Below are 24,638 nucleotides of genomic sequence, written 5' to 3'. Positions count from 1 at the left end.
AAACTTTGAGAGAGATTACTTAGGTTTATTTTCTCCCAAGATGACTGAGTTTTATTCAGTCATAATGGTGACTTCCTGAGTTTAAATGCTCTACATTATTATAAAAAAATAATCTCAGCTTGCTAGATAACTACGTACTTGTTCTTTTTGCCGTCGTAGGAGGCTAAGGGCTTTTTGCTCTATCTGACGTACCCGTTCTCGACTAATACCCATGCGATCGCCAATTTGTGCTAAAGAAAGTTCATATCCATCAGTCAGACCAAAGCGCAAGGTTAATATTTCTCGCTGCTGAGGAGACAGCTTTGCCAACAAGTCTTGTAAATCTTGGTGCAAAGATTCTTCAACAGCATAGTCTTCGGGAGAAGGGCCATCATCCTCCAGTATGTCCTGCAATTCTGTATCTTGTTGTTCACCAACTCGCGCCTCTAAGGAGAAAGGTTGACGCGCCAAGTACAAACACTCTCTAACTTGGCTAGGTGTTAAAGATAATGCGGTGGCAATTTCAGCAGTAGTAGGAACGCGACCTAACTGTTGAGATAATTCTCGCTGCACCCGTTTAATTTTGTTCAGTTTCTCAAAGACGTGAATAGGTAAACGAATTGTCCGTCCTTGTTGAGCGATCGCTCTTGTAATTCCTTGACGAATCCACCAGTAAGCGTAGGTAGAAAACTTATAACCAAGAGCAGGATCAAATTTATCCACTCCTCGCTCTAAACCCAAAGTACCTTCTTGAATTAAATCCATAAATTCCAGGTTGCGGTGCTGGTATTTCTTCGCCACTGCTACCACTAACCTGAGATTAGCCTGAATCATTTTCTGCTTGGCTTGATGTCCTAAATTTAGCTGTTGCTCTACCACCTCAACACTTAACTCCACGCGATCTGCCCATTCTTGTAGCGTGGGTTCGTGATTTAATTTCACAGCCAATTCTTCTTTAGCAGCTAGTAAATTCATCATCTGCTGCACTTGTTCAGCAAAAATAACCTCTTGTTCACGAGTCAACAAATCTACACGCCCGATTTCTTGCAGATAACTACGCACAATATCATCTGTAGCTCGAGGTTTTTTATCTGCGGCTAAACTTTTTTTCTTCGTTTTTTGAACTTCGGTAGGTGGAGATGTTAAGTTGCTCATGGTTATTTGCTCCTCTGTAACCTCATCAATTTATTGGTATCAAGTCTAGATATTCAGACCCATAGCCATTTCACATTGCTAATCAATCAATTGGCAATACTGATGAATTCTGGTCTATGATACATTACAAGTCAATTCTTGGAGATAATAAACCCAAAATCAACCCACTCCCTAATAATAACATCATCAGTAGTGACAAATCAATTACCTCAAGTATCATCACCATATCTTTTAAACCAATTACACTGTTTTTTATTGATATTTGCATATCTGTGAAACATAATTATTATTGATTTACTTATCTAATATACTTTATGAGTAAATTAAACATTGCCCCAAAAATCATTTTATTGTAAAAAAGAACTTAATAACACAAAATACCTCCACTAGTCGTAATTTAAAATTATTAGACCACAAATTAAAAATTTATTTTTATCACTACTATTTAGGTTAGATTTTAATTTTATTGAATAACAACTTATTAAACCTAAAATGCCCATTTATTATGCCTAATTTTTTACTTTTTTACTAAATAATCCAATCATATCAAGTCGGTTACGTAAAACGTTAGCCATCCAAAAAGCACTTATCTAGCTTCCTCTACTTAAGAACAGCTTTCTTAGAAGCAGTTCAACTGGCGGTGCTCCAACCGCTACAAAGGAAATAAACAAGCCAAATCCTTTTCCCTTTTACTTCCACCAAAACAGCATAACTGCCTTGCTTGTTGAAAGTCCAGTTAAATACTTGTAATTAGGGATTTAAGACGGCAAAGACGCAGGTATCTATGATAGCGCTTGTGTCATACTGAACGCAGACATCTGTATTAGGTGCCGTATTATCAATGTAATTACTCTTGGCGACATTTTTTGACTAAAAGTAGTAATATTGGCCACATTAACACCAAGGATTATACTTGGCAAGACAGTAACACCCGCGATCGCAGGTAATTATCCTATCAAAGCGAAAAGACTTACGTTTCGGGGTGCTTAATTCCTATACAGCATAATTTCAATAACAAGATTCCCGACTTCTCCAAAAATGCAGAAATTATCTGAAATCCTTAACAATAGGATATCTTAAAGCTTCCACACTTACTAGTTTTCACCTTAAGTTGATACAAAAGCACAGTTGTGAATCGACACATCTGATTAACTTATTGCAAAGATTTTTAGAAAATGGTAATATCTTGCAATTTTAACCTAACTTTTTAACTATCATTTTATTAAATATTGGTTAAGAAAAGCATTCACCTCATTGGCACATAGCCCAACATTAACTATCTTTCCTGCTTTTATGAGAATATCCAATCCTTGACCATTATTACGGGAGTCTGGATCAATTATAGATACATATATTTCATGTATACGACGATCTTTAGCGATCGCTAAAGCACAGGCGGGTGTGCGTCCATGAAAAGAACAAGGTTCAAGAGTTACATACATTTTCAAGAAGTTGAAAGCTTTGCCTTGAATTTGGTTAAGTGCGTCAGCCTCAGCATGATGTTTTCCGGGCGCTTGCGTATATCCTTTGGCTACTATCTCTTGGGCATCTATGATTACACAGCCGACTGGTGGGTTCGGCAAACATTCCGGCAAAGCTTTTCGGCTTTGAGCTAAAGCAGCCAGCATAAATATTTCATCCATATTTTAACGTAAATTATCTAAATAAATTACACTACCAATAATTAGTTATCTCTTGCTAAAAAAGTTTTATATCAAAACTTAGTAACTGTCACCCTAATACCAGAATCCAGTTTAGGAACCTTGAAATACTCAATTGGCTCAGTACTTTGAGAAGTTTGGGCATTTCTTGGTTTTTGACATTGTTTAAAGAAAGCACCTGGGTCATTGATGAACTCAAGCGGGTTAATTTTTTTGCATCCTCCCTCCTGCACTAGCAAAATTGATTCAGGAGTTTCTTTGGGATTATTGGTCTGTCGGGTAAAATTACTCCATGTAGTGTTAATCGTGGCTGGTTCCGTCAATAAAACTCCAGCTTGATTGTAATCGCCTGTTATCATGGGAACATTTTCTTGGTTAGCATAGACACTCTGGGGGAGAGCGAGTACACTAATCACAATCACTAAGGTAATAGAAGATAATTTCATAATTCAATACTCTTTACATTTAATGTTAGTTTAATAATTAAAATTGCCTAGATACTGAAAGCAAAAAATAGCAGCCTAGTTTTAATACTTCAGGTTAATACAGGTAGTAAGAACTTTAGCTAAACTTCATAAAAAACATAATGAAGTTTATTTAGTCTGATGTAGACTTTTGTCTAAAAGGAGGCAGTTGAGCAATCCATACTCTAACCATGTCGAAATTTGAGACTTGTCTGTTCTATGCTTTCTGCTACAACTGTACTAACTCATATTCTTTTAGCCGTATTAATAAGTAAGTTAGCGTAAAACTTTATTCTTGGCATAAAGCATCAGTGAATAAGATTTTAACGGAGTTTATCTTTCTTCATATAGTTCAATTTTATTCTGCAAACGTTAGTTACTAGCCGTTTATCTCTTATACGTGTTACTATAGAGTTACACAGATAAGACAACATATATATTGTTAGATAAACCTTGGAAGAGTATTTTGTGTCTATTGCAGAATACAAACAAGGCGATCGCAAGTTTTGGGTAAACCTAAAATACGGGATATAAACTCAAGAGCGGACAATGTGCTGTCATTTCCATATATTAAGAAGTCTTTCACCAGTCTGGGCAAATTAAACTGGTAGTGAGTCTTTACAAGTTTGATACTCAAATCACATAAATTTATTATGTCAGTCCCGTATCGTCCTCAAGATTGACCATTATTCTAAGCAAAAACTAATTATTGTTCAGAGCTTTTAAGCAGCAGCAGATCAGGTAAATAATCCATCCAGTCTTTCTAGGCGTCTCTTATGACTGTCTGAAGCCTACCTTTAAACCAGTGAACAATTAATACTAAACAGTTAATAGGCGTATGGTAGAGGATTTAAACCCTTTCATTAAAACAAAACTGGTAACTGATAACTGATAAAGTCGTTCCATTGCTTGTACGCTAGCACAGTTATTTTATTGCTTACCCTTAAACAATTAGTTTTTCTTGTCTTTTTATAATCAGCAAAAAGGTAGCTAATATACTAGCATTTGTATGAATATTTTGTAAAGTTCTCCAAATCAGTGTTTTGACAGAATATGATGTTGATTACTAGATGATTAATTAATAATTTCATCAGCAGTAACACAACGCTAACTTAAATCGGCAATTAGTCTTTTTACTCTAGGTTTATCAATCAACTTGATATTTGCATATTTCTGAAAAGGAGTTTGAATTGTAATGAAAGTGGGTTCGTAATTACAAATAATCAAAATTATGTACTATTTACTCTTTTGTGCAGAAGTGGAAGCCACTTACTGCTAGTTCAAGATGTTTACTAATTTACTTCAGCTCTTAAACAACCTCAATAAAAAGGTATTAGCTGACAATCAACGCAGATATTACCATAGCAAAGTAGACTCCAGTGCTAGTATCGGTAAAATGCTGAGAAATCTCTCCTGTAAGTAAATCAAGCTATTTATAAAATTTGTATATATTATGACGATGGAATCTTTACCACACGTTGAAGAAGTAAATATTCAGAAATACTTAGAAGTTATCCAACGGCGTTGGCTACCTCTAGTCGGTATTTTTGGCATAGCTGTTACCCTTGGATGCTTGTATGCATTTTCACTAAAACCCTCATACAAAGCAGAAGGAAGTTTGATGATTAAGACCAATCGCTCTTCCTCACTCACAGGGTTATCAGAAGACATAGGACGCTTGGAAGCTTTAAATGTCAACGACAATCCCCTGGAAACTCAGGTGAGAGTTATTGGCTCAAATCCAGTCATTGAGAAAACAATTAATTCCCTCAGCCTCAAAGATAGCAAAGGCAAACTGCTCTCGATTCCCGATTTAGCAAAACAACTAAAGATAGAAGGAATTAAAGGCACTGATGTTGTACAAATCTCTTATAAAGGTGGCAATCCTGAACTAACTGCCAAAATCGTCAATAAAGTTATCGACAGTTATATAGAGCTAAATATCAAAGCTAATCAGAATGAAGCACTGATAGCCAAAGGAGTTCTCGTAACGGAAGTACCCAAGGCTGAGGAAATTGTCAGAAGAGCCGAATCAAAACTGCGGCTATTTAAAGAAGAGAATAAAGTTGTTGTCTTAGGACAAGAAGCAAGCGCAGCAGTTGATACGATTTCCAAGTTAGGAAACCAAATTTCTCAAGCTTTAGCTCAATTAGATGATGTTAAAGGTCGTTTAGAACAGTTACGCAGTGAAGCTAAGATTGATCCACAGCAAGGTGTAATCGCATCTGAATTAACTCAAGCACCTGGAGTTCAGAAAGTGCTTGCTCAACTTCAAGAAACAGAAAGTCAACTAGCACTAGAACGTACACGTTTTTCACCTGAACACCCTATAATTATTAACTTACAAGAAAAAGTCGTAGCTCTTCAGAGCTTGCTAAAAGAGCGGATAGGACAATTCGCTGGTACAGCGCAGATAACAGAAGGAAGTTTACAGGTTGGACAACTGCGCCAAAGCCTAATAGCAGATATTACTCGTGCTCAGGCAGAACGCGTCGGTCTAGAAAGACAAATTGCCACACTTTTGCGACAGCAAGAGGCCTATATCAAACGAGCAAATAATTTGCCAAAGCTAGAACAGACTCAACGAGAGCTAGAACGGAAGCTACAAGCAGCTCAAACAACTTACGAAACACTCTTAAAGAAACGTCAAGAAATTGATATTGCACAGAACCAAAAGATTCCTAACGCTCGTGTCATTTCCTATGCTTTAACCCCCGAGAAGGCAGAAGGGCCTCGCAAAGTTCTGTTTATTGTTGGTGGAGGAGGAATTGGTCTTTTCTTAGGTATCATTGTTGCCTTTGGTTTAGACTTAGTAGACCGCTCGGTGAAGAGTGTCAAAGAAGCCAAAGAAGTAATGAAATACAGTGTTTTGGGAGTGATTCCGACACAAGGTAGAAATGGTAAAGATAATTTTTCTATAGCAGGACTCGATAGAGCTATTCCTAAAATCATTGGCAGAGATATTCCTTACTTCCCTCTTGGTAACGCATACCAGGTACTACAAGTGAACTTAAAGTTTCTCTGTTCTGATAAACCGCTAAAAAGCATTGTAATCACAAGTTCCGTTGCCAAAGAAGGAAAGTCTGACGTATCTGCAAATTTAGCTGTGACTATGGCTCAGTCAGGGCGGCGAGTCTTGTTGGTGGATGCAGATATGCGTAATCCCATGCAACATCATATCTGGGGGCTAACAAATGCAACAGGGCTAAGTAATGCCATTGCTGGTCAAGTTTCTTTAGATGCAGCAATACAAGAAGTAATGCCTAATCTTGAGGTTCTTACTTCTGGAATTTTGCCTCCTAATCCAGTAGCAATGCTAGATTCTCAACGCATGGCAACATTAATTAGTAACTTTGGCATAGATTACGATTTTATAATTTTTGATACTCCTCCTTTGTCAGGAATAGCAGATGCTGCTGTTTTAAGTACCCTGACTGACGGAATCTTATTAGTAGTTCGTCCTGGAGTAGTTGACTTGAACAGTGCGAATTCAGCTAAAGAGTTTTTAACTCAGTCAGGTCAGAAGGTGTTAGGGATAGTCATCAATGGTGTGAATACAAAAAATGAACCTAATAGTTATTTTTATGACTACAAAAAACAACAAATTCAACAAGATTTAGTATCTAGCAGCTTAACAAAATTTTCCAAAGAGCGTTAATCGGACAAATTACAAAACTGAACGTTGCTGCAAGTAAATTAAACTATCTTATTCCTGATGATGGAGGTATTTTTACATGGATCAGATTAGAACAACTTGCTTAATCAATAACTACAATTATGCTGAATTTGTTTCAGATGCAATTAATAGTGCTTTAAATCAAACGGTTAAATTTGATGAAATTATTATTACTGATGACGCATCTACAGATAATTCTGCGGAAGTCATCGCTAACTTTGCTCAATTAGACAATGTTAAATGTATCTTTAAAGAAAAAAATCAAGGACAATTATCATCCTTTAATGAAGGTTTTTTAGCTGCAACCGGAGAAATTATATTTTTTTTAGATGCTGATGATATTTATGAACCTCAGTATTTAGAAAACGCACTAAATTTTTATACTAGACATACTGAATGTGATTTTATATTTTGTGCATACAAGAAGTTTGGAGCAGTGGAAGGAATATTTCAAACTGATGCAGTTGATTTAGATTTGGGTTATTCAGTAATCAGAACTTTATATAATGGTGAATGGATTGGCTCCATGACTTCAACATTATCAATACGTAGAGAAATAATCAGAAAAATTTTACCTATTCCATATATAGAAGATTGGCGTGTCAGGGCTGACGACTGTCTAATATGGGGAGCTTCTTTAGTAGGGGCTAAAAAGTTTTATATGTCTAAACCTTTAGTCAGGTATAGAATACATCTAAATAATCAATATTATAATAATAAATTTTTAGACATAGATAAGAACTATGAATACAAGAGATTATGGAAACGCAATTCTCTATTTAATTACATTCTGCAAAAAAATAATTTGAGTTCACCGTTTTTCTTAGCTCTCACATCTCTCAAGGAGTTAAAAACAATCCCTTTTCCAAAACATGAAGATTTTATTTCATATTTAAAAATTATATTTTTGTTTGAGCATAGTTTTTTTTGGAAATTAAAGGGCATGATTTTCTTGTTTAGCTATTTATTAAAAACTTTAATAACTGGAAAATCAAAAAAAAATGTTTTGATAAATAATGTAAGTTATTCTTTAGCTGACAAAATAAAAAAACATACGATACTGATAGGGATACAAAATATTACATTATTATTTTATAAAACTCATGCTAAGTAAATTAAAAATTAAACATTTATCAAAATTTAAATCTCGTTCTAAATTGCACGCAATTATTAGCAATACAGGTTGGTTATTTGCTGACCGCATTCTACGTATGGGTGCAAGTTTGGTCGTTGGAGTATGGGTAGCACGCTACTTAGGAGTACAGCAGTATGGTCTCTTTAACTATGCTTTAGCTTTTGTTAGCTTGTTTAGCCCGATTTTTACTCTAGGACTAGATGACATAGTAGTTCGCCATATTGTCCGTCAATCATCAAACAAAGAGGAAATTTTAGGAACTACTTTTTGGCTAAAATTGCTGGGTGGAATTGCTTCTGTGTTATTTGCAGTTAGCACTATGTTTCTCTTAGGTGAGGATGAAACACTGAAGATATGGCTAGTTGCAATCTTAGGAATGGCAGGAATTTTTAGAGCAACTGATACTATTGAAGTATGGTTTCAATCACAGGTGCAGTCAAAATACGCTGTGATCGCTAAAAACACAGCATTTCTGCTAAATAGTGTCATCAAAATCGCCCTAATTTTAACAAAAGCACCACTGTTAGCTTTTGCTTGGGTAACATTAGCAGAATTTGCGATGAGTGCAATTGGCTTACTGATTATTTACCAAGTCAAAGGGTCATCGTTGTTGTTATGGCGTTGGAGTTTTTCTGCTGCTAGAAGTCTTCTAAAAGAAAGCTTACCTCTAATTTTTTCGGGGTTTGCTATTCTGATCTATATGAAAATAGATCAGGTGATGTTAGGTCAAATGATCGGAAATACTGAGGTTGGGATTTATTCTGCTGCTGTCCGTATCTCAGAAATTTGGTATTTTATTCCAGGGGCTATTGTTTCTTCTGTTGCTCCTTCAATTTATGCAGCCAAGGAAAAATCAGAAAGTCTTTATTATCAACGAATAGGACAATTACTTCGTCTCCTTGCATGTATATCTATTGCAATTGCTCTGCCAATGACATTCCTATCCGACAAGATAATTATGGTGATGTTTGGAAGTGGATATGCGGAAGCGGGGCCAATACTAGCAATCCATATTTGGACTTCTTTATTTGTATTTATGGGTCTTGCAACATCACCGTGGTTTATTGCTGAGGGTTTGAACCACGTTTCTTTAGGTAAGACTTTATTTGGAGCACTACTCAATATCATTCTTAATTTATTACTTATTCCAAAATATGCAGGTTTTGGAGCTGCGATCGCAACAATAATATCTCAAGCTGCTTCTACTTTTGTGTGCAATGCATTTGATAGTAGAACACAAAATATATTTAAAATTCAGGTGCGATCGCTTCTCCTTTTTTATAAAAATTAATCCCTTTTATCTAATTTTCGCCTTTCTTAAGACATTAGCCAAGTTAATCAAAAATGCAAACACCAATAACTTTTATTATTTTTAAGCGACCACAAACAACAGAGAAAGTTTTTGAAGCTATTCGCCAAGCCAAACCAACCAAACTTTTTGTAATTGCAGATGGCGCCCGCACAGATCGCGAAGGTGAGGCAGAAAAGTGTGAAGCAACTCGGGCAATTATTGAAAGAGTTGATTGGGACTGTGAAGTTATCAAAAATTATTCTGATATCAACTTAGGTTGTGCGAAACGAGTATCTAGTGGTTTAGATTGGGTATTTAATAATGTTGAAGAGACAATTATTTTAGAAGATGATTGTATTCCTCACTCAAGTTTTTTTAGATATAGTGAAGAACTGCTAGAAAAATATAGAAACGATACCAGAATTGCCACAATCTCTGCTCAAAATCTTCAATTTGGACGAAAGCGCACAAATTACAGTTATTATTTTTCTCGTTACAGCCACTGCTGGGGTTGGGCAAGTTGGAGACGTGCTTGGCAACATTATGATTTAACCATCAAACTCTGGAAAGAGGTGCAAGCAGACAATATTTTACATGACATTCTTGCAGATGCAAAAGCAATAAATTATTGGCGAAGAATATTTCAATCTGTTTATAACAATCCTACAGGTATAACCTGGGATTATCAATGGACGTTTGCTTGCTGGATGCAGGGCAGCTTAAGTATTATTCCGAATGTTAATTTAGTTTCTAATATTGGTACTGGTGCGGACGCAACTCATTTCACTTCCAACCAAGAATTTTCGTTCATCAATATGTCGATGCAAGCAATGGAATTTCCTTTAAAGCATCCACCATTTATCGTGAGGAATATAGAGGCAGATAATTTTACCCAAAAAACAGTTTATAGAGCTACTGTACTGGATATTTTTAAAGAAGAATTAAAAAAGAAAATAAATTACTCAACCTTAAAAAGATAGCGATATTTTTAGTAAATGTATTAATGAAATAAATGTTAGAGATTAAAGTGAAATCAACAGAAAAAATATTAACTATTTTCTTATTACTTATTGCTGTAGGGGCATTAACAATACACCCTGCACAAGAAATTTCTATATCTACCCTTGGTGGTGACAAGCTAGATACTGTTTTCAATATAGTTTCATATTTAATTCTATTTTATTTTCTACTTTTATACTGGAAAGGTTTTTTGTATGTAGCTACTAGAAGCCCATTACAGTTTGTTTTACTAGCAATAATTATATTTTCTCTTTTGTGGTCAGAAGACTTAAGTTCTAGTCTTACTTATATGAGGGGTCTAATCAGAATATATTTTCTTGCAATCTATTTAGCAATGCGTTATTCCCTAAAGGAACAACTGAGGTTAATAGCTTGGGCACTTGGTACAGCCGCACTATTATCTATGCTATTTTCTGCATTCTTACCAGATTACAGTCATAAATCACCTGAGTTACTAAATATGTGGAGCGGAATCTATGGCCATAAAAATGAATTAGGATACATGATGGCTTGGAGTGCAGGAGTTTTTTTGCACCTTGCTCTTAGTAGTCATCGATATCGCTGGTTGATGTGGGCACTATGTGGGATATCTATATGTCTAATTATCCTTTCACATTCAACAACATCTTTAACGATCTTATTAACAATGATATTACTTTTACCTTTTTACAAATTTTTTAAAAAAACTAATTATAAATTACAAGTTGTTATGATTACTTCTGCTTTAATGCTATTGATTATTTTTTCAATATTGCTTGTCAATAACGCCGAAACTCTAGTTGGTACTTCTGGTAAAGACCTTACCTTCAATGGACGCTCTGATCTCTGGGAGCTAGTGATATCCAAGATTTTGGAAAGACCTTGGCTAGGTTATGGATATTCTGCATTTTGGACTAGTAATGCTGCATCTAATCTGAGAGCTACTTATGAATGGGCAAGTAATGCTCATAACGGCTTTTTAGAACTCTTATTAGAATTAGGATTATTAGGTTTTTTGACTTTTGCCGCCGGGTTTATTCGCTTTTTTGTGATGGCTATGAATCGAATTATTTATGTAGCCAAAAAACCGGAAGATTATTGGCCAATGCAGATGCTAATTATCATAGTCATCATTAATTTTTCCGAAGCAAGATTATTAACTCCCAGTTGGAATTGGTTGATGTATATTACAACTTCGTTCTCTTTGACTCTTGATTATCAGCGAAATTATCACCAGAACTATATGGATAGCTTTTATAGCAGTCAGAAATAATTTTAGTAATTACGAAGCTAATAAAAATGAAAATTTTACATCTTAGTACCCATGATATTGATGGGGGTGCAGCAAGAGCTGCATATCGTTTGCACACAGGTTTGCAAGATATAGGACTACAGTCACAAATGCTAGTCCAGGAAAAATCTAGTAATGATAAAACAGTAATTGCACCTAAGACTAGATTATTTCAAGGCATTGCTAAAGCAAAGTTGACATTTGAAAGTCTACCGTTAAAGCTTTATCGTCAAAAGAAAAATACTCCATTTTTTATTCAATGGCTGCCAGATAGAATTATTCCTAAAGTTGCTCAGATTAATCCAGACATAATAAATTTACATTGGATTAGCGCAGCTTTTATGCAAATAGAAACATTCCCTAAACTGAAGCGTCCTCTAGTTTGGACTCTCCATGATATGTGGGGGTTTACTGGAGGGTGTCACGTTACTGGAGAATGCGATCGCTACAAAGTATCCTGTGGAGCTTGTCCTCAACTCAACAGTGGTAATGAATGGGATTTATCCCGTTGGGCATGGCAGCGCAAAGTAAAAGCCTGGAAAAATCTTAATTTAACTTTGGTTTCACCAAGCTCTTGGTTAGCACAGTGCGCTCGTTCTAGTTCTTTATTCCAAGATTTGCGAATCGAGGTAATTCCCCACGGGCTAGATATTCAAAAATATCGACCTATTAATAAACATTTTGCACGAGAAATACTCAAGTTACCTCAAGATAAGAAGCTGATTCTCTTTGGAGCGATAGAGGCAACAAGTGATAGAAATAAAGGATTTCATTTATTACAGCCAGCTCTACAAGAATTGAGTAAATCTGGTTGGAAGGATAACATAGAAGTAGTAGTTTTTGGCGCATCTCAACCTGAAAATCCACCTGATTTAGGCTGTAGAACACGCTATTTGGGACACTTACATGATGATATATCTTTAGCAACTGTTTACTCAGCAGCTGATGTCATGCTTGTACCGTCTCTTCAAGAATCTTTTGGGCAGGCAGCTTCTGAATCATTCAGTTGTGGCACTCCAGTTGTGGCATTTAATTCTACTGGCTTAAAAGATATTGTTGATCATCAGCAAAACGGCTATTTGGCTAAACCTTATGAAGTTGAAGATTTTGCCAAAGGAATTACCTGGGTACTTGAAGATGAACAGAGGCTACAAAAGCTGTCATTTTATGCTCGTGAAAAAGCGCAACAAGATTTCAGTCTGGAACTCCAAGCACGTCGTTATTCAGCTTTGTTCCAGGAAATATTGATGAGCACAAATAAATCTTCATTCAGTAATTAACTTAGTAAACAAATACTTCATAGTATGTCAATACCTATAGCTTTTATAATTTGTACAGAACCAGGGCGTTTAGAAGCTCAATCTTTGATGCTTGCAGAAAGTATTCGTAAGTTCTGCGGCAAATTGAAAAATACACCTATATATAGTTTTCATCCTAGAGTAGGTGAACCGATATCAAAGCAAACCCAGCAAGCCTTTGAAGCATTGCAGGTGATTCATCAACAGCTTCCTATAAATCGAGAATTTCATGAATATTATTTAGCTAATAAACCTCTAGTTTGTGCCTATGCCGAACAAAATATCGATGCGGAAATATTAGTTTTTTTAGATAGTGACAAATGCTTTTTTTGTGAACCAAAAGAATTTTTATTGCCAATAAATTGTAACGTAAGAATGCGTCCTGAGTATGGTCAAGGAATCGGTTCTACAGGACTGCAAGACCCTCAAGAATGGTACTGGCAAAAACTATATGAAGCTCTGGGGGTAAAGCATGAGGTTTTTGTTGAGACACCAATTGGTAATAAAAGAATCAGAGCCTATTGGAATTCTGGTTTGGTTGTTGTGAGAAGGAGTGCAGGCATATTTACAGCTTGGAAAGAGAATTTTGAAAAAGTAATGCGGCTGGATATTACTCCTCCTCAAGGTATTTATTTTGTTGAACAGTCTGTTTTGTCTGTAACTTTATGTGCCTTAGAAGAAACGGTTGAACATCTTCCTCCTAATTATAGTTATCCATTACCTTTACATAACCGTTTGTCAAAACAAGTACAAATTAAACATTGGGATGATATTACATCTATCCATTATTTCAATTTATTTTTCTACAACGATTGGAATGCACAAATCAAAAAATTGAAAAAACTTAATAACAATTCAGAGAAATATCGATGGTTGTGTCAAGAGGTTCTCAGACTTAGTATGCCTCGTGTATCAGTTTTGCATCGATATATGCTGATAGTCAGAAGAATGGAAAAAAAATTACAAAATTTTAATTTAGATATTAACCTGAGTGGCTGGATAGAAAAGATGGCCAAACTTTGAGCCTTATCAACAAAAACTAAAAATAAGTGTTTTGTGCTCTGAAGATAAAGACAATTATCTGAAAGTTACGCATAAATTTACTATTTGCATTGAAGATTTTTATATAATTGGATGAGGGAAATGAGATGAAACAAGCAAATTTAGCTGTAGTTATGACCTGCCATAATAGGCGTAATACAACTCTTGCCTGTCTACGCACTTTATATCAGCAAACAAATGATTGTGATGTTTATTTAACTGATGATGGTAGCTCTGATGGCACTGCACAAGCTATCAAAGCAGAATATCCAGATGTACACATTCTTCAGGGTAATGGCAATTTATTCTGGGTAGGAGGAATGCATCTCGCCTTTAGTGAGGCGATAAGAAATCAATATGATTATTATCTGTGGTTGAATGATGACACATTTCTGGAAGCTAATGCTGTTAATAGATTATTACAGACTCATCAAAATTTGACTGAACAAGGTTATCCAGACTCAATTGTAGTTGGTTCAACTAAAGATCCAATAACAGGAAAAGCAACCTATGGAGGAGCAGTAAAATCTAAAAAGTGGTATTCTAATAAGTTTGAATTTTTAAAACCAAGTTCGGTTATCCAAAAATGCGATGCTATGTATGGTAATTGTGTGTTAATACCTAAAACTGTTGTCGCAAAGGTTGGGAATGTTGATACAGCTTTTGTTCACACTTTAGGAGATTTAGATTATGCCCTTAGAGCGCGTAAATTGGGTTGTCAAATATGGGTAGCTCCTGGATATGTTGGTACTTGTACTAAAAATTCTATCCGAAATAGTTGGGTAGATACTAACTTGACTATACTAGAACGCTTGAAAAAGGTATTACAAATTAAAGCATTTCCATTGAAATCCTGGACTATATTTTGTAGCAGACACTCTGGATCATTTTGGGTATTTTACTGGTTTTTACCCTATATCAGAGCAATAATTGGTTACAAGAGTTTGGCAACTTCTCCGACATTTTCTGAGGATACTAACCAAACTCACTCATAAGCTTCATACTTGCATTCAAGTTATTCTGCAAGAATATTCGCACAATTCATTACCATCTAAACTCAATGAATTGACGAATTTTGCCTCAAAGATAAAGTTATTAAACTAATCGGAATGGGCAACTCTAAGGGGCGCTATTGCGGCCCCGCTTCGCTAACAATATTACGTTTTTAACGGAGATTTAATCCCAACGGTTCCTAGTTTTTAAGCCTATCGTACCTCTACGGAGAAGCAAGCCAAGCGTCCCGCAGCGAAGGACACAAATCCTGCTGCGCCTGTCTTGTTATGGGTTTAAACCCCACCACTTGTTAAGTATTAAAATAATCAGCAATCCTAATTATGGGTAAACGCTTACTAATTGTCTCAACACTCGATTCCAGCCAACCATTTGGTGCTTTTACTAGACCTTTTTATCTAGGACAATATTTGACGAAATATTTTGATGTTTTTCAAATAGGATTAGACTGTTCATCTGTTAAATATGCACCTTTTATTTCAATTGGGTCAAGAAATCTGAAGTCATATATTCAAGCTATAGGAAAGTGCATTGATGAGTTTCGTCCAGATATCATTTATGCTCAGGAAACATTACCTGGATTAGCTGCTTTAATTTCACTGAAATTTAGAAAAGGCTATAAGCCTTCTCTTGTATTAGATTTTCATACATTTTCAGCATACGAATACTGGATGCGTTTGTTTTCAGTTGCCAATCCTTTCAAAGAATTTGTACAATGTATTAAGACATACATTGCTCAGGGAATTTTGATATTCTCTGGTATTCCAATTATTGCCGCAGGCGACGCAATCCCTAAACTAATTTCCCAGTGGTATGGTAAAACTCCACAGCAGATTTATAGTATCGGTAATGGTGTAACTGAAGATTTACTCAATACTGAATTATTTCTGGATAAAGACCCATATCAAGCATTGAGACCAGCAAAAATAGTGCTTCTTATTGCTCCTAAGACATTTCAGTTTCCAAGCAATGATATGTCTGTATTAATGACTATTGAGGTGGCTAAATATCTTGAAGCTCATGGGAAAAAAGTACACTTTATTGTTATTGGTAGAGATAATAATGATATTTTATCGCCAATACCTTCTAACATTTCTTTTTTAGGATTTTTGCCTAAAAGAGAGGCTTTTGTTAATCATGTTAAATATGCAGATATCGCTTTGTTACCATTCTCAAAGCAAGCAGTAGCAGGTGGCGCTCGCAATAAGGCATTAGATTATTTCGCAAGTAGAAAGTTAGTTGTTTCAACACCAGAAGGCTTGCGAGGTTTAGAAGAATTTCGCCATTTAGAACATCTTTTAGTAACAGGATACTCTACTGAAGAAGTTGCTAACACAGTGCTTGATGCAGCTTCAAATATTGATAAATATCAATCACTTGTAGATAGTGCATATACCTTAATTACAGAAAAATATTCCTGGAACGCAAGAGCGCAGAATATCGCGCAAATTCTCCTTGAAGTCAGCCATTCTTAGCTTTATTTATTTACCAAACATATTTAACTAAGAATAATTAGTATATTTATGTCTTTAAATATACTAGAAACTAGGTTTTAAATACTTGCCTTGCCTGTTAATTAAACTTTCGTACCTCACAAATAAAAATTAAGTCATGAAAAATCGATTTTCTTATAATTTTCTTGGCGTTCGAGTAGATGCACTCTCTATTCCAGAGTTAAATTTGTTGATTGAAAAATCTATTGAGAAGAATAAAAAATGGATTATTGCTAATCACAACATGCATAGTCTTTATCTCTTCCATAATGATCCAAAAATGCAAGCTTTTTATGCCAAGGCAAAATATACCCATATTGATGGTATGCCTCTATTGTTTATTGGAAAGCTATTAGGTTTTCCTATGAAACGGGAACAAAGAGTAACTTATGCTGACTGGGTATGGCCTTTGATGGCGGAAGCAGCTGATAAAGGCTGGCGTGTATTTTATTTAGGTTCAAAGCCAGGAGTGGCTGAAAAAGGAGCAAGTATTTTGTGCCGCAAATTTCCTGGGTTACAAATTGCTTGCGCTCATGGCTATATTGACATGAATAAAGACAGTCAAGAAAATCTTGCTACTCTGGCTGCAATTAATGCCTACAAACCTCATGTATTGATGGTGGGGATGGGTATGCCACGCCAAGAACAATGGATTTACGAAAATCTTGAACATATTCATACCAATACTATTTTGACTAGTGGAGCCTGTATTGATTATGTAGCAGGAGCAATACCTACTCCTCCTCGCTGGATGGGAAAGATGGGCTTGGAATGGTTGTATCGTTTATTGTCTGAACCTAAAAGACTTTGGAGACGTTACTTACTTGAACCTTGGTTTCTAGCCACATTATTTTTACGAGAAATTTGGAGTATGCCTAGTCAACAAAAAAAGAATAGAATCCTGGTATTTCTCAGTACAAAATTTCCTAAATTTCTAGCATGATTGAGCCATTAATTAGTGAGTACGCCTGATTTAAGTTTCGTGCTAGTAAATAGCGAAGTATCTGGCGAGATACTTCGCTTAAAATAATAGTTAAATGCACTAGACATCTCCACAAATTAATTATGCGTTACCTGAAACCCTTGTAGAGACGTTGCAATACAACGTCTCTACATTCATTTTCACCAGATGTCTACTATTTACATCTAGGTGGAGTAAGTCTAACTTGCTTGCTCAAAAGCCTGGGCAATAGCATTGTGAGCAGGTTTAGGTTGAAAGTTCTCATCGAAGGGAAGCGGACGCAGAAATTTCCAGAGATTTGGATTGTCCCTAAAAGTTTTTCCTGGCATCCAGTCGGGATGACGTATCCAGGTATGACGGTCGGTAAGCCCCCATGTAATTACAGTATCAACTTTAGCCGCAAAGCACAGGTCAAGATATCGCTTGTAACTGTCGGCTACCATCTGGTCTAGCTTTTCGATACTATCGGGTAGTGGGGCATCAATAATAATATCTAATTCTGTAATTATTGGTTTCACTTCAAGATCGTTAAGCCGTTCTAAAACGGAATTAAATCCTTTCTCGTCAAAAGAATATGCAGTAGAAAACCATAGATGCGATTGGATACCTGCCCCGTCAATTTTAACGCCACTATTCTTCAGATATTCGACCATTTTTAAAAAATGCTCTGATTTCCATGTAGCTCCTTCAATGCCGAAATCGTTTAGGTAAAATTTCTTGCTGTTATCAACTGAAGCCGCAATTAAAAATAAGTCCCGAATTAATTCTGGTTTTAATCCTTTACGCAAACCGTAGGTAGCATTGTCAGTTTCTTTTTCATTATCAGCAATAATTTCATTGGCAATATCCCAAGACTTTAAAACCTTGCTATTGCGATAATGCCCCATGACTCCCTTAACATGCTGTTCGATCATTTTAAGAGTGGGCGGGTAAGGGAGCCAGTCTGGTTTTCCCATGTGCCAGAAAAGGGTATGCCCATGCATATCTATATTATGTTTTTGGCAGAAATCAGCGATCGCATCTGCTGATTCAAAGGTAAATTGTCCTGGCTGGGGTTCAGTGGCGTTCCATTTTAATTCACCATTCGGTGTCACAATCGAACATTCACGAGCAATCAGGTTAGCGTAATCTTTCTCTTTTAGCAAAAAATCACTAGAAATTGCTGCACCATAACGCTTTCCTTTGGCGGCAGCTAATTGCCGAAGGGAAGAAGTTACATTTGCGCTTGCATAATTTTCTCTATCAGCATTCGTACTATAGTCTTCTTTTTGCTTATATTTTTGTAAAAAACCCGTAGCTAATAACGCCGAAACGGTTGTGTATCCTGCTCTTTTTAAGAATTTTCTCCGACAAGACATAAATTATTTTATTTAACAAAAACACATAGGCTATTCTATTATAAAATAAACTTTAATATTTTTTAGTTTTAGTTATGATTCATGCACTAATTTGTTCTATTTAAATCAATCAATTATGCTTTTATATGTCAGCAAAAAAGATGTTAATTTAATATTTATAAATCCGATTTGATTTCTGAACTTTTTTGCGTGGTGCGCGTTGGCGTTCGCGTTCGCGTTCGCGAAGCGTCTCGCAGAGAAGCGCAGCGCAAGGGCGATAGGTAGGGAGTAGAAAATCAGCTTTTTCGAGTTGAGGGCGAGTTTTTTCACGTAATTAAATAGGAGTCTATAGCGAGCAAAAGCAACGAGTAGCGTAGGCGTAGCCCACCGTAGACATTGCTCGTGCCTTATATCAATTCTGTATGAAGACAGAATATTAAACGAACCGCCAAGTACGCCTTCGCGTAGCGTCTCGTTAGAGAAGAGCGCCAAGAATAGAGAGTTACTCATTTAGTGCAGCTTCATATTAAATTGGTATTAGTTAGCTATCTTATGATTGTCTTAGCAGATAAACCTCGACAAAAATCTAGGCGCGATATCGGAGAAATAATGCAAAAGCTGGTCAAAGAACAAGGTTGTACAATTTTGCTAGTTACTCACGACAACCGTATTTTTGAGATGAAAGATGGTGAGCCAAAAACTGATGGTATATAGTGGTTGCCGTACAGGTAAGGTACAGAAAAAATAATTAACCACAGATGAACCAAGACTAACGCTTGTGGATGCAGACGCATTTACAGTAATTGCTACATTTAGCGATCGCACTTCAGCTAAATGATTTTAGTGAACAATAAGATTCCCGAACCTATACCCCATAAAAAATCATAAATTTACTGAAAGCTTTATCTAATCAATAGTTTGGCTATTGAGTACATGGTTAAGACATGTTAATAGATGCGCTATTTCGGATGAGATGCTTATACATACAGTATTTATTTAAAGTTAACTTAAAAGCCCAAAATATACTGTCTACTTGGCTCTGGTTATTTCTAATTTTCCTATTTACATGTTCTGATAATGCAGTTTACAGGCGGGGACAAAAATCATATTATGAACAAAACCTTTGCAACCATTGACGGGAATGAGGCTGTCGCCCGTGTTGCTTACAAATTAAATGAAGTGATTGCCATTTATCCTATCACTCCCTCTTCAGCAATGGGTGAATGGGCAGATGCTTGGTCAGCAGAAAGTCGTCCCAACCTCTGGGGTACTATTCCCAGCGTCGTGCAGATGCAGAGCGAAGGGGGAGCGGCTGGTGCTGTGCATGGGGCATTACAAACAGGTTCCCTGAGTACCACCTTCACGGCATCTCAGGGATTATTGTTGATGATACCCAACTTCTACAAAATTGCTGGTGAACTGACTAGCGCTGTGGTTCACGTTGCCGCCCGTTCTTTGGCTACCCATGCGTTATCAATTTTTGGCGATCATAGCGATGTAATGGCAGCTCGTGCTACTGGCTTTGCCCTGCTGTGTTCCGCTTCGGTGCAAGAAAGTCAAGATTTTGCTCTCATTGCCCATGCAGCTACCCTAGAGACACGAGTCTCCTTTATGCATTTCTTTGACGGCTTCCGCACATCGCATGAAGTGCAGAAAGTAAAATTGCTGTCAGATGACGATTTGCGATCGCTAATCCACGATAACCTTATACTCGCCCACCGCAGCCGTGCCCTCACCCCAGATCGTCCAGTATTGCGAGGGACTGCCCAAAACCCCGATGTCTATTTCCAAGGACGGGAAGGGGCTAACCCCTACTACAACGCCTGTCCAGATATTGTCCAGCGCATCATGGATGAATTTGGAGAACGCACGGGAAGGCATTATCAAATCTATGAATATTACGGCGCTAACGATGCCTCGCGCGTTATCGTTCTTATGGGTTCAGGTTGTGAAACCGTCCATGAAACAGTAGATTACCTTAACGCCCGTGGTGAAAAACTTGGTGTGGTGAAAGTGCGACTTTATCGCCCCTTTGATGTCCAAAAGTTTGTTGCAGTATTACCAACTAGTGTACAAGCGATCGCAGTTCTCGACCGTACCAAAGAAGCAGGTAGCGCCGGTGAGCCTTTGTATTTAGATGTTGTAGCTGCTATTCATGAAGCTTGGGGAGATAAGAGAGCAGGGGGAGCAGGGGGAGAAAATATTTTCTCATACCCTAAAATCATTGGTGGTCGTTACGGTCTTTCTTCCAAAGAATTTACTCCGGCGATGGTGAAGGGTATCTTCGATAATCTCGCGCAAAGCCAGCCGAAGAAGCATTTTACTATCGGTATTAATGACGATGTTACTTACACTTCTCTAAGCTTTGACCCTAATTTCTCTACAGAATCGGATAATGTTGTTAGGGCAATGTTTTATGGGTTAGGTGCTGATGGTACAGTTGGGGCTAACAAAAACTCAATCAAGATTATTGGTGAAGAAACCGACAATTACGCGCAAGGCTACTTTGTCTATGATTCCAAGAAATCTGGATCAATAACCGTCTCTCACCTACGCTTCGGGCCAAAACCAATTCGCTCTACGTACTTGATTGACCAAGCCAACTTTATTGGTTGTCATCATTGGGGATTTCTAGAACGCATAGATATTTTGAAGGCTGCTATTCCTGGGGCAACTTTGTTGGTTAACAGTCCATACAATGCAGATACCGTCTGGGAATATCTGCCGCTAAAGGTGCAGCAGCAAATTATCGATAAGCATTTGAAGTTATATGTAATCAATGCTAGCCAGGTTGCCCGCGAAAGTGGTATGGGTGGCAGAATTAACACTATTATGCAGGTATGCTTCTTTGCCTTAGCGGGTGTCTTGCCACAGGAAGAAGCGATCGCTAAAATCAAACAAGCGATTGAAAAAACCTATGGTAAAAAAGGCGTAGAAGTTGTCCGCATGAACCTGCAAGCTGTAGACAACACCTTAGACAACTTGCATAAAGTAGATGTCCCCCAAACAATCCCCACAGACGCGATTAATCGCGTCTCTACTCCAAACTCTTGTACAGATGCGATTAATCGCGTCTCTACTCCCGAATTTGTGCGAGAAGTTCTGGGTAAAATTATGGTGTGGGAAGGTGATGATTTACCTGTTAGCACACTACCTGTTGATGGCACTTTTCCCGTAGGTACTGCCAAGTGGGAAAAACGTAACGTTGCCGAAGAGATACCTGTATGGGAAGCGGATGTCTGCGTTCAATGTGGTAAGTGCGTGATGGTTTGTCCTCACAGCGCCATTCGTGCAAAAGCTTATCAAGCTGATGAGTTAGTTAATGCACCAGGAACCTTCAAGTCAACTGGTGCAAAAGATAAAGACTTTGCCAATCAAAAATTTACCATTCAAGTTGCCCCAGAAGACTGCACAGGATGCACTATTTGTGTAAATATTTGCCCTGCTAAAGATAAATCTGAGCCATTGCGGAAAGCGATTAACATGGCACAGCAGTTGCCATTGCGGGAAGAAGAGCGAAAAAACTGGGATTTCTTTTTGAGTTTACCTAATCCTGACAGGCGATCGCTAAAATTAAACCAGATTCGCCAACAACAATTGCAAGAACCTTTATTTGAATTCTCTGGTGCTTGTGCAGGTTGTGGTGAAACACCTTACTTAAAATTATTAACACAATTGTTTGGCGATCGCGCCGTCATCGCCAATGCTACAGGTTGCTCCTCAATTTATGGTGGTAATCTCCCCACAACACCTTGGACAACCAACGCCCAAGGACGAGGCCCCGCATGGTCTAATAATCTATTTGAGGATAACGCTGAATTCGGTTTTGGGTTCCGCCTTTCCCTCGACAAACAAGCTGAATTTGCGGCGGAATTGTTGCAAAAGTTGGGGAGTGAGGAAATTCACCAATCAATAATTCCTGATGATTTAATTCAGTCAATCCTGAAAGCTGAACAAAAATCTGAGGCTGACATTTGGGAACAGCGCGAAAGGATAGAACTGTTGCAGCAGAAGTTAGATGAAATCGTCACTTTCGATCCTAATCTAAAATCTAAAATCCAAAATCTAAAATCCCTTGCCGATTATTTGGTGAGAAAAAGCGTCTGGATTGTTGGCGGTGACGGTTGGGCTTATGATATTGACTTTGGCGGCATCGATCATGTAATTGCTAGTGGTCGAAATGTGAACATCTTAATAATGGATACAGAAGTGTATTCTAATACAGGCGGTCAATCTTCCAAAGCTACGCCACGAGCCGCAGTCGCTAAATATGCCGCCAGTGGTAAGCCAGGAGGGAAGAAAGACTTAGGGATGATTGCCATGACCTACGGAAATGTCTACGTAGCGAGTGTAGCTCTTGGTGCTAGAGATGAACATACCCTGAAAGCATTTCTGGAAGCAGAAGCTTATGATGGCCCATCAATAATTATTGCTTACAGCCATTGCATCGCCCACGGCATTAATATGACTACAGGGATGAATCATCAAAAAACTTTGGTAGAATCAGGTCGTTGGTTGCTGTATCGGCATAATCCAGAGTTACTCAAACAGGGTAAAAATCCATTGCAATTGGATATGCGATCGCCCACGCAATCTGTAGAACATTCGATGTATCAAGAAAATCGTTTCAAAATGCTCACCAAGAGTAAACCAGACGTAGCCAAGCATTTGTTAGAACAAGCGCAAGCTGAGGTAGATACACGTTGGCAGATGTACCAATATCTGGCAAAACGCGATATTCTCTGAAGATTAGGGACTTCCAAATAAAAAAATATACAACTATTTATTGTGGGGTGGGCGTCTCGCCCGCCCATAGTCAAAGGCGGGCAAGATGCCCACCCCACAAGATTGGATAATTTATTTATTGGAAGTCCCTTAGCCCTAATTTTAGTTATATCTGTCGTAAGGGCACAGCATTGCTGTGCCCCTACTGCATGGTCTATTTACCTGAAAATAGCTGTAATGCCTACTATGTAGATTCCGCCTCGCCCAAAAGCATTTCCGGGTTTTACCTAGAAACGATATTTCTGAAATAACTTTAGCGTAGGCGTAGCCCGCCGTTAGGCATCGCACCAACCGATCAAACCACCAAAGATCAACTCTGTGCTACAAGACGCGCTACGAGGTGCTACGGGAATTATTTAGTATTGGTATTGGGTCGTTAATCGAGTTCTTCACTAGGGATGGATAAGATCAGGAGAGAGATTTAGGACGTACCTACTTTTGAAATGCTTTGTAAAAAAGTGGTATGTTTTGTATAAACTTTTGATTTATCTTTTTGCGAGTTGATATATTAACTACGCAGTCAATAACTATTTAATAACTACATGTGGGAGAGGTGATTATGGCTAATTCATTATTCAATTTCCTTAACGTCTCTGATTTGAATGGCACTAATGGCTTTATAATTAACGCCATTGCAGCAGGTGACTTGTCAGGCAACTCAGTCAGCAATGGGGGGGACATCAACGGTGATGGCATTGACGACCTGATTATTGGGGCATATAGTGCCTCCCCCAACGGCAACTTTCGTGCTGGGCAAAGCTATGTAGTATTTGGGGGGAGGAATCTGGGCAGTAGCGGCAGTCTCAACCCCTCTGATTTGAATGGCACTAATGGCTTTATAATTAACGGCATTGCAGCAAATGACGATTCAGGCAACTCAGTCAGCAATGCAGGGGACATCAACAATGATGGCATTGACGACCTGATTATTGGGGCATCTGGTGCCTCCCCCAACGGCAAAAAATTTGCTGGGCAAAGCTATGTAGTATTTGGGGGGAGGAATCTGGGCAGTAGCGGCAGTCTCAACCCCTCTGATTTGAATGGCACTAATGGCTTTATAA

Annotated in this window: 17 protein-coding genes and 1 pseudogene; 13 read left to right on the top strand and 5 right to left on the bottom strand. The window is 37.6% G+C overall.

From position 1 onward, the window contains the following. Nucleotides 1–114: 114 nt before the first annotated feature. The 4 genes and pseudogenes from V7K25_RS00215 to V7K25_RS00205 all read right to left on the bottom strand — a co-directional run bounded on the left by V7K25_RS00215 (nt 115) and on the right by V7K25_RS00205 (nt 3,241). Nucleotides 115–1,134, bottom strand: a complete 1,020-nt coding sequence (locus tag V7K25_RS00215) for an RpoD/SigA family RNA polymerase sigma factor (RefSeq protein WP_335154009.1) — start codon at nt 1,132–1,134, stop codon at nt 115–117. A 750-nt stretch (nt 1,135–1,884) separates the two neighbouring features. Next, nucleotides 1,885–1,989: pseudogene (locus V7K25_RS31520) on the bottom strand (DUF3172 domain-containing protein); the annotation flags it as partial. Between the two features lie 359 nt (nt 1,990–2,348). After that, the gene (locus V7K25_RS00210) at nt 2,349–2,777 is read right to left on the bottom strand and encodes a bifunctional diaminohydroxyphosphoribosylaminopyrimidine deaminase/5-amino-6-(5-phosphoribosylamino)uracil reductase RibD (RefSeq protein ID WP_335154007.1); all 429 of its coding nucleotides are present in this window, start codon (nt 2,775–2,777) and stop codon (nt 2,349–2,351) included. A 71-nt stretch (nt 2,778–2,848) separates the two neighbouring features. Next, the gene (locus V7K25_RS00205; protein ID WP_335154005.1) at nt 2,849–3,241 is read right to left on the bottom strand and encodes a hypothetical protein; all 393 of its coding nucleotides are present in this window, start codon (nt 3,239–3,241) and stop codon (nt 2,849–2,851) included. A 1,471-nt stretch (nt 3,242–4,712) separates the two neighbouring features. Here V7K25_RS00205 and V7K25_RS00200 point away from each other — a divergent pair. The 10 genes from V7K25_RS00200 to V7K25_RS00155 all read left to right on the top strand — a co-directional run bounded on the left by V7K25_RS00200 (nt 4,713) and on the right by V7K25_RS00155 (nt 17,437). Continuing rightward, on the top strand, nt 4,713–6,917 hold the full coding sequence (locus V7K25_RS00200) for a GumC family protein (RefSeq protein WP_335154003.1): 2,205 nt from the start codon (nt 4,713–4,715) through the stop codon (nt 6,915–6,917). 76 nt (nt 6,918–6,993) lie between these two features. Then, nucleotides 6,994–8,049, top strand: a complete 1,056-nt coding sequence (locus tag V7K25_RS00195; RefSeq protein ID WP_335154001.1) for a glycosyltransferase family 2 protein — start codon at nt 6,994–6,996, stop codon at nt 8,047–8,049. After that, nucleotides 8,039–9,361, top strand: a complete 1,323-nt coding sequence (locus V7K25_RS00190; RefSeq protein WP_335153998.1) for a flippase — start codon at nt 8,039–8,041, stop codon at nt 9,359–9,361. The genes V7K25_RS00195 and V7K25_RS00190 overlap by 11 nt, the downstream gene beginning before the upstream one ends. A gap of 53 nt (nt 9,362–9,414) precedes the next feature. After that, complete coding sequence (locus V7K25_RS00185; protein ID WP_335153996.1) at nt 9,415–10,341, top strand: glycosyltransferase family 2 protein; 927 nt, start codon at nt 9,415–9,417, stop codon at nt 10,339–10,341. A gap of 47 nt (nt 10,342–10,388) precedes the next feature. Further along, the gene (locus tag V7K25_RS00180; RefSeq protein WP_335153994.1) at nt 10,389–11,633 is read left to right on the top strand and encodes an O-antigen ligase family protein; all 1,245 of its coding nucleotides are present in this window, start codon (nt 10,389–10,391) and stop codon (nt 11,631–11,633) included. Nucleotides 11,634–11,659: 26 nt separating this feature from the next. Further along, the gene (locus V7K25_RS00175) at nt 11,660–12,931 is read left to right on the top strand and encodes a glycosyltransferase family 4 protein (protein ID WP_335153992.1); all 1,272 of its coding nucleotides are present in this window, start codon (nt 11,660–11,662) and stop codon (nt 12,929–12,931) included. A gap of 24 nt (nt 12,932–12,955) precedes the next feature. Next, nucleotides 12,956–13,972, top strand: a complete 1,017-nt coding sequence (locus V7K25_RS00170) for a hypothetical protein (protein WP_335153990.1) — start codon at nt 12,956–12,958, stop codon at nt 13,970–13,972. Between the two features lie 125 nt (nt 13,973–14,097). After that, complete coding sequence (locus tag V7K25_RS00165) at nt 14,098–14,985, top strand: glycosyltransferase family 2 protein (protein ID WP_335153988.1); 888 nt, start codon at nt 14,098–14,100, stop codon at nt 14,983–14,985. A gap of 339 nt (nt 14,986–15,324) precedes the next feature. Beyond that, a complete protein-coding gene (locus V7K25_RS00160) occupies nt 15,325–16,476 on the top strand; it encodes a glycosyltransferase (protein WP_335153987.1) in 1,152 nt (383 codons plus the stop codon). A 136-nt stretch (nt 16,477–16,612) separates the two neighbouring features. Continuing rightward, entirely contained in the window at nt 16,613–17,437 is an 825-nt protein-coding gene (locus tag V7K25_RS00155; protein ID WP_335153985.1) for a WecB/TagA/CpsF family glycosyltransferase, read from the top strand. A 218-nt stretch (nt 17,438–17,655) separates the two neighbouring features. On the opposite strand, the gene V7K25_RS00150 is transcribed toward V7K25_RS00155, so the two are convergent. Further along, nucleotides 17,656–18,813 carry an endo-1,4-beta-xylanase gene (locus tag V7K25_RS00150; protein WP_335153983.1) on the bottom strand — a complete coding sequence of 386 codons (1,158 nt, stop codon included), beginning with the start codon at nt 18,811–18,813 and terminating at the stop codon, nt 17,656–17,658. A gap of 492 nt (nt 18,814–19,305) precedes the next feature. Here V7K25_RS00150 and V7K25_RS00145 point away from each other — a divergent pair, with 492 nt between their 5' ends. The 3 genes from V7K25_RS00145 to V7K25_RS00135 form a co-directional block, all read left to right on the top strand. Then, the gene (locus V7K25_RS00145) at nt 19,306–19,506 is read left to right on the top strand and encodes a hypothetical protein (protein ID WP_442948042.1); all 201 of its coding nucleotides are present in this window, start codon (nt 19,306–19,308) and stop codon (nt 19,504–19,506) included. Between the two features lie 396 nt (nt 19,507–19,902). After that, nucleotides 19,903–23,538: a pyruvate:ferredoxin (flavodoxin) oxidoreductase gene (gene nifJ / locus V7K25_RS00140; RefSeq protein ID WP_335153981.1), complete on the top strand. Its 3,636-nt coding sequence runs from the start codon at nt 19,903–19,905 to the stop codon at nt 23,536–23,538. A gap of 598 nt (nt 23,539–24,136) precedes the next feature. After that, nucleotides 24,137–24,638 (top strand): integrin alpha (locus tag V7K25_RS00135; RefSeq protein ID WP_335153979.1); only part of this gene is annotated, 502 nt, incomplete at its 3' end.

Source organism: Nostoc sp., assembly GCF_036919495.1.
In the GTDB taxonomy this organism is placed as follows: Bacteria; Cyanobacteriota; Cyanobacteriia; order Cyanobacteriales; family Nostocaceae; genus Nostoc.
This window is presented reverse-complemented; position numbering and strand designations above follow the sequence as displayed.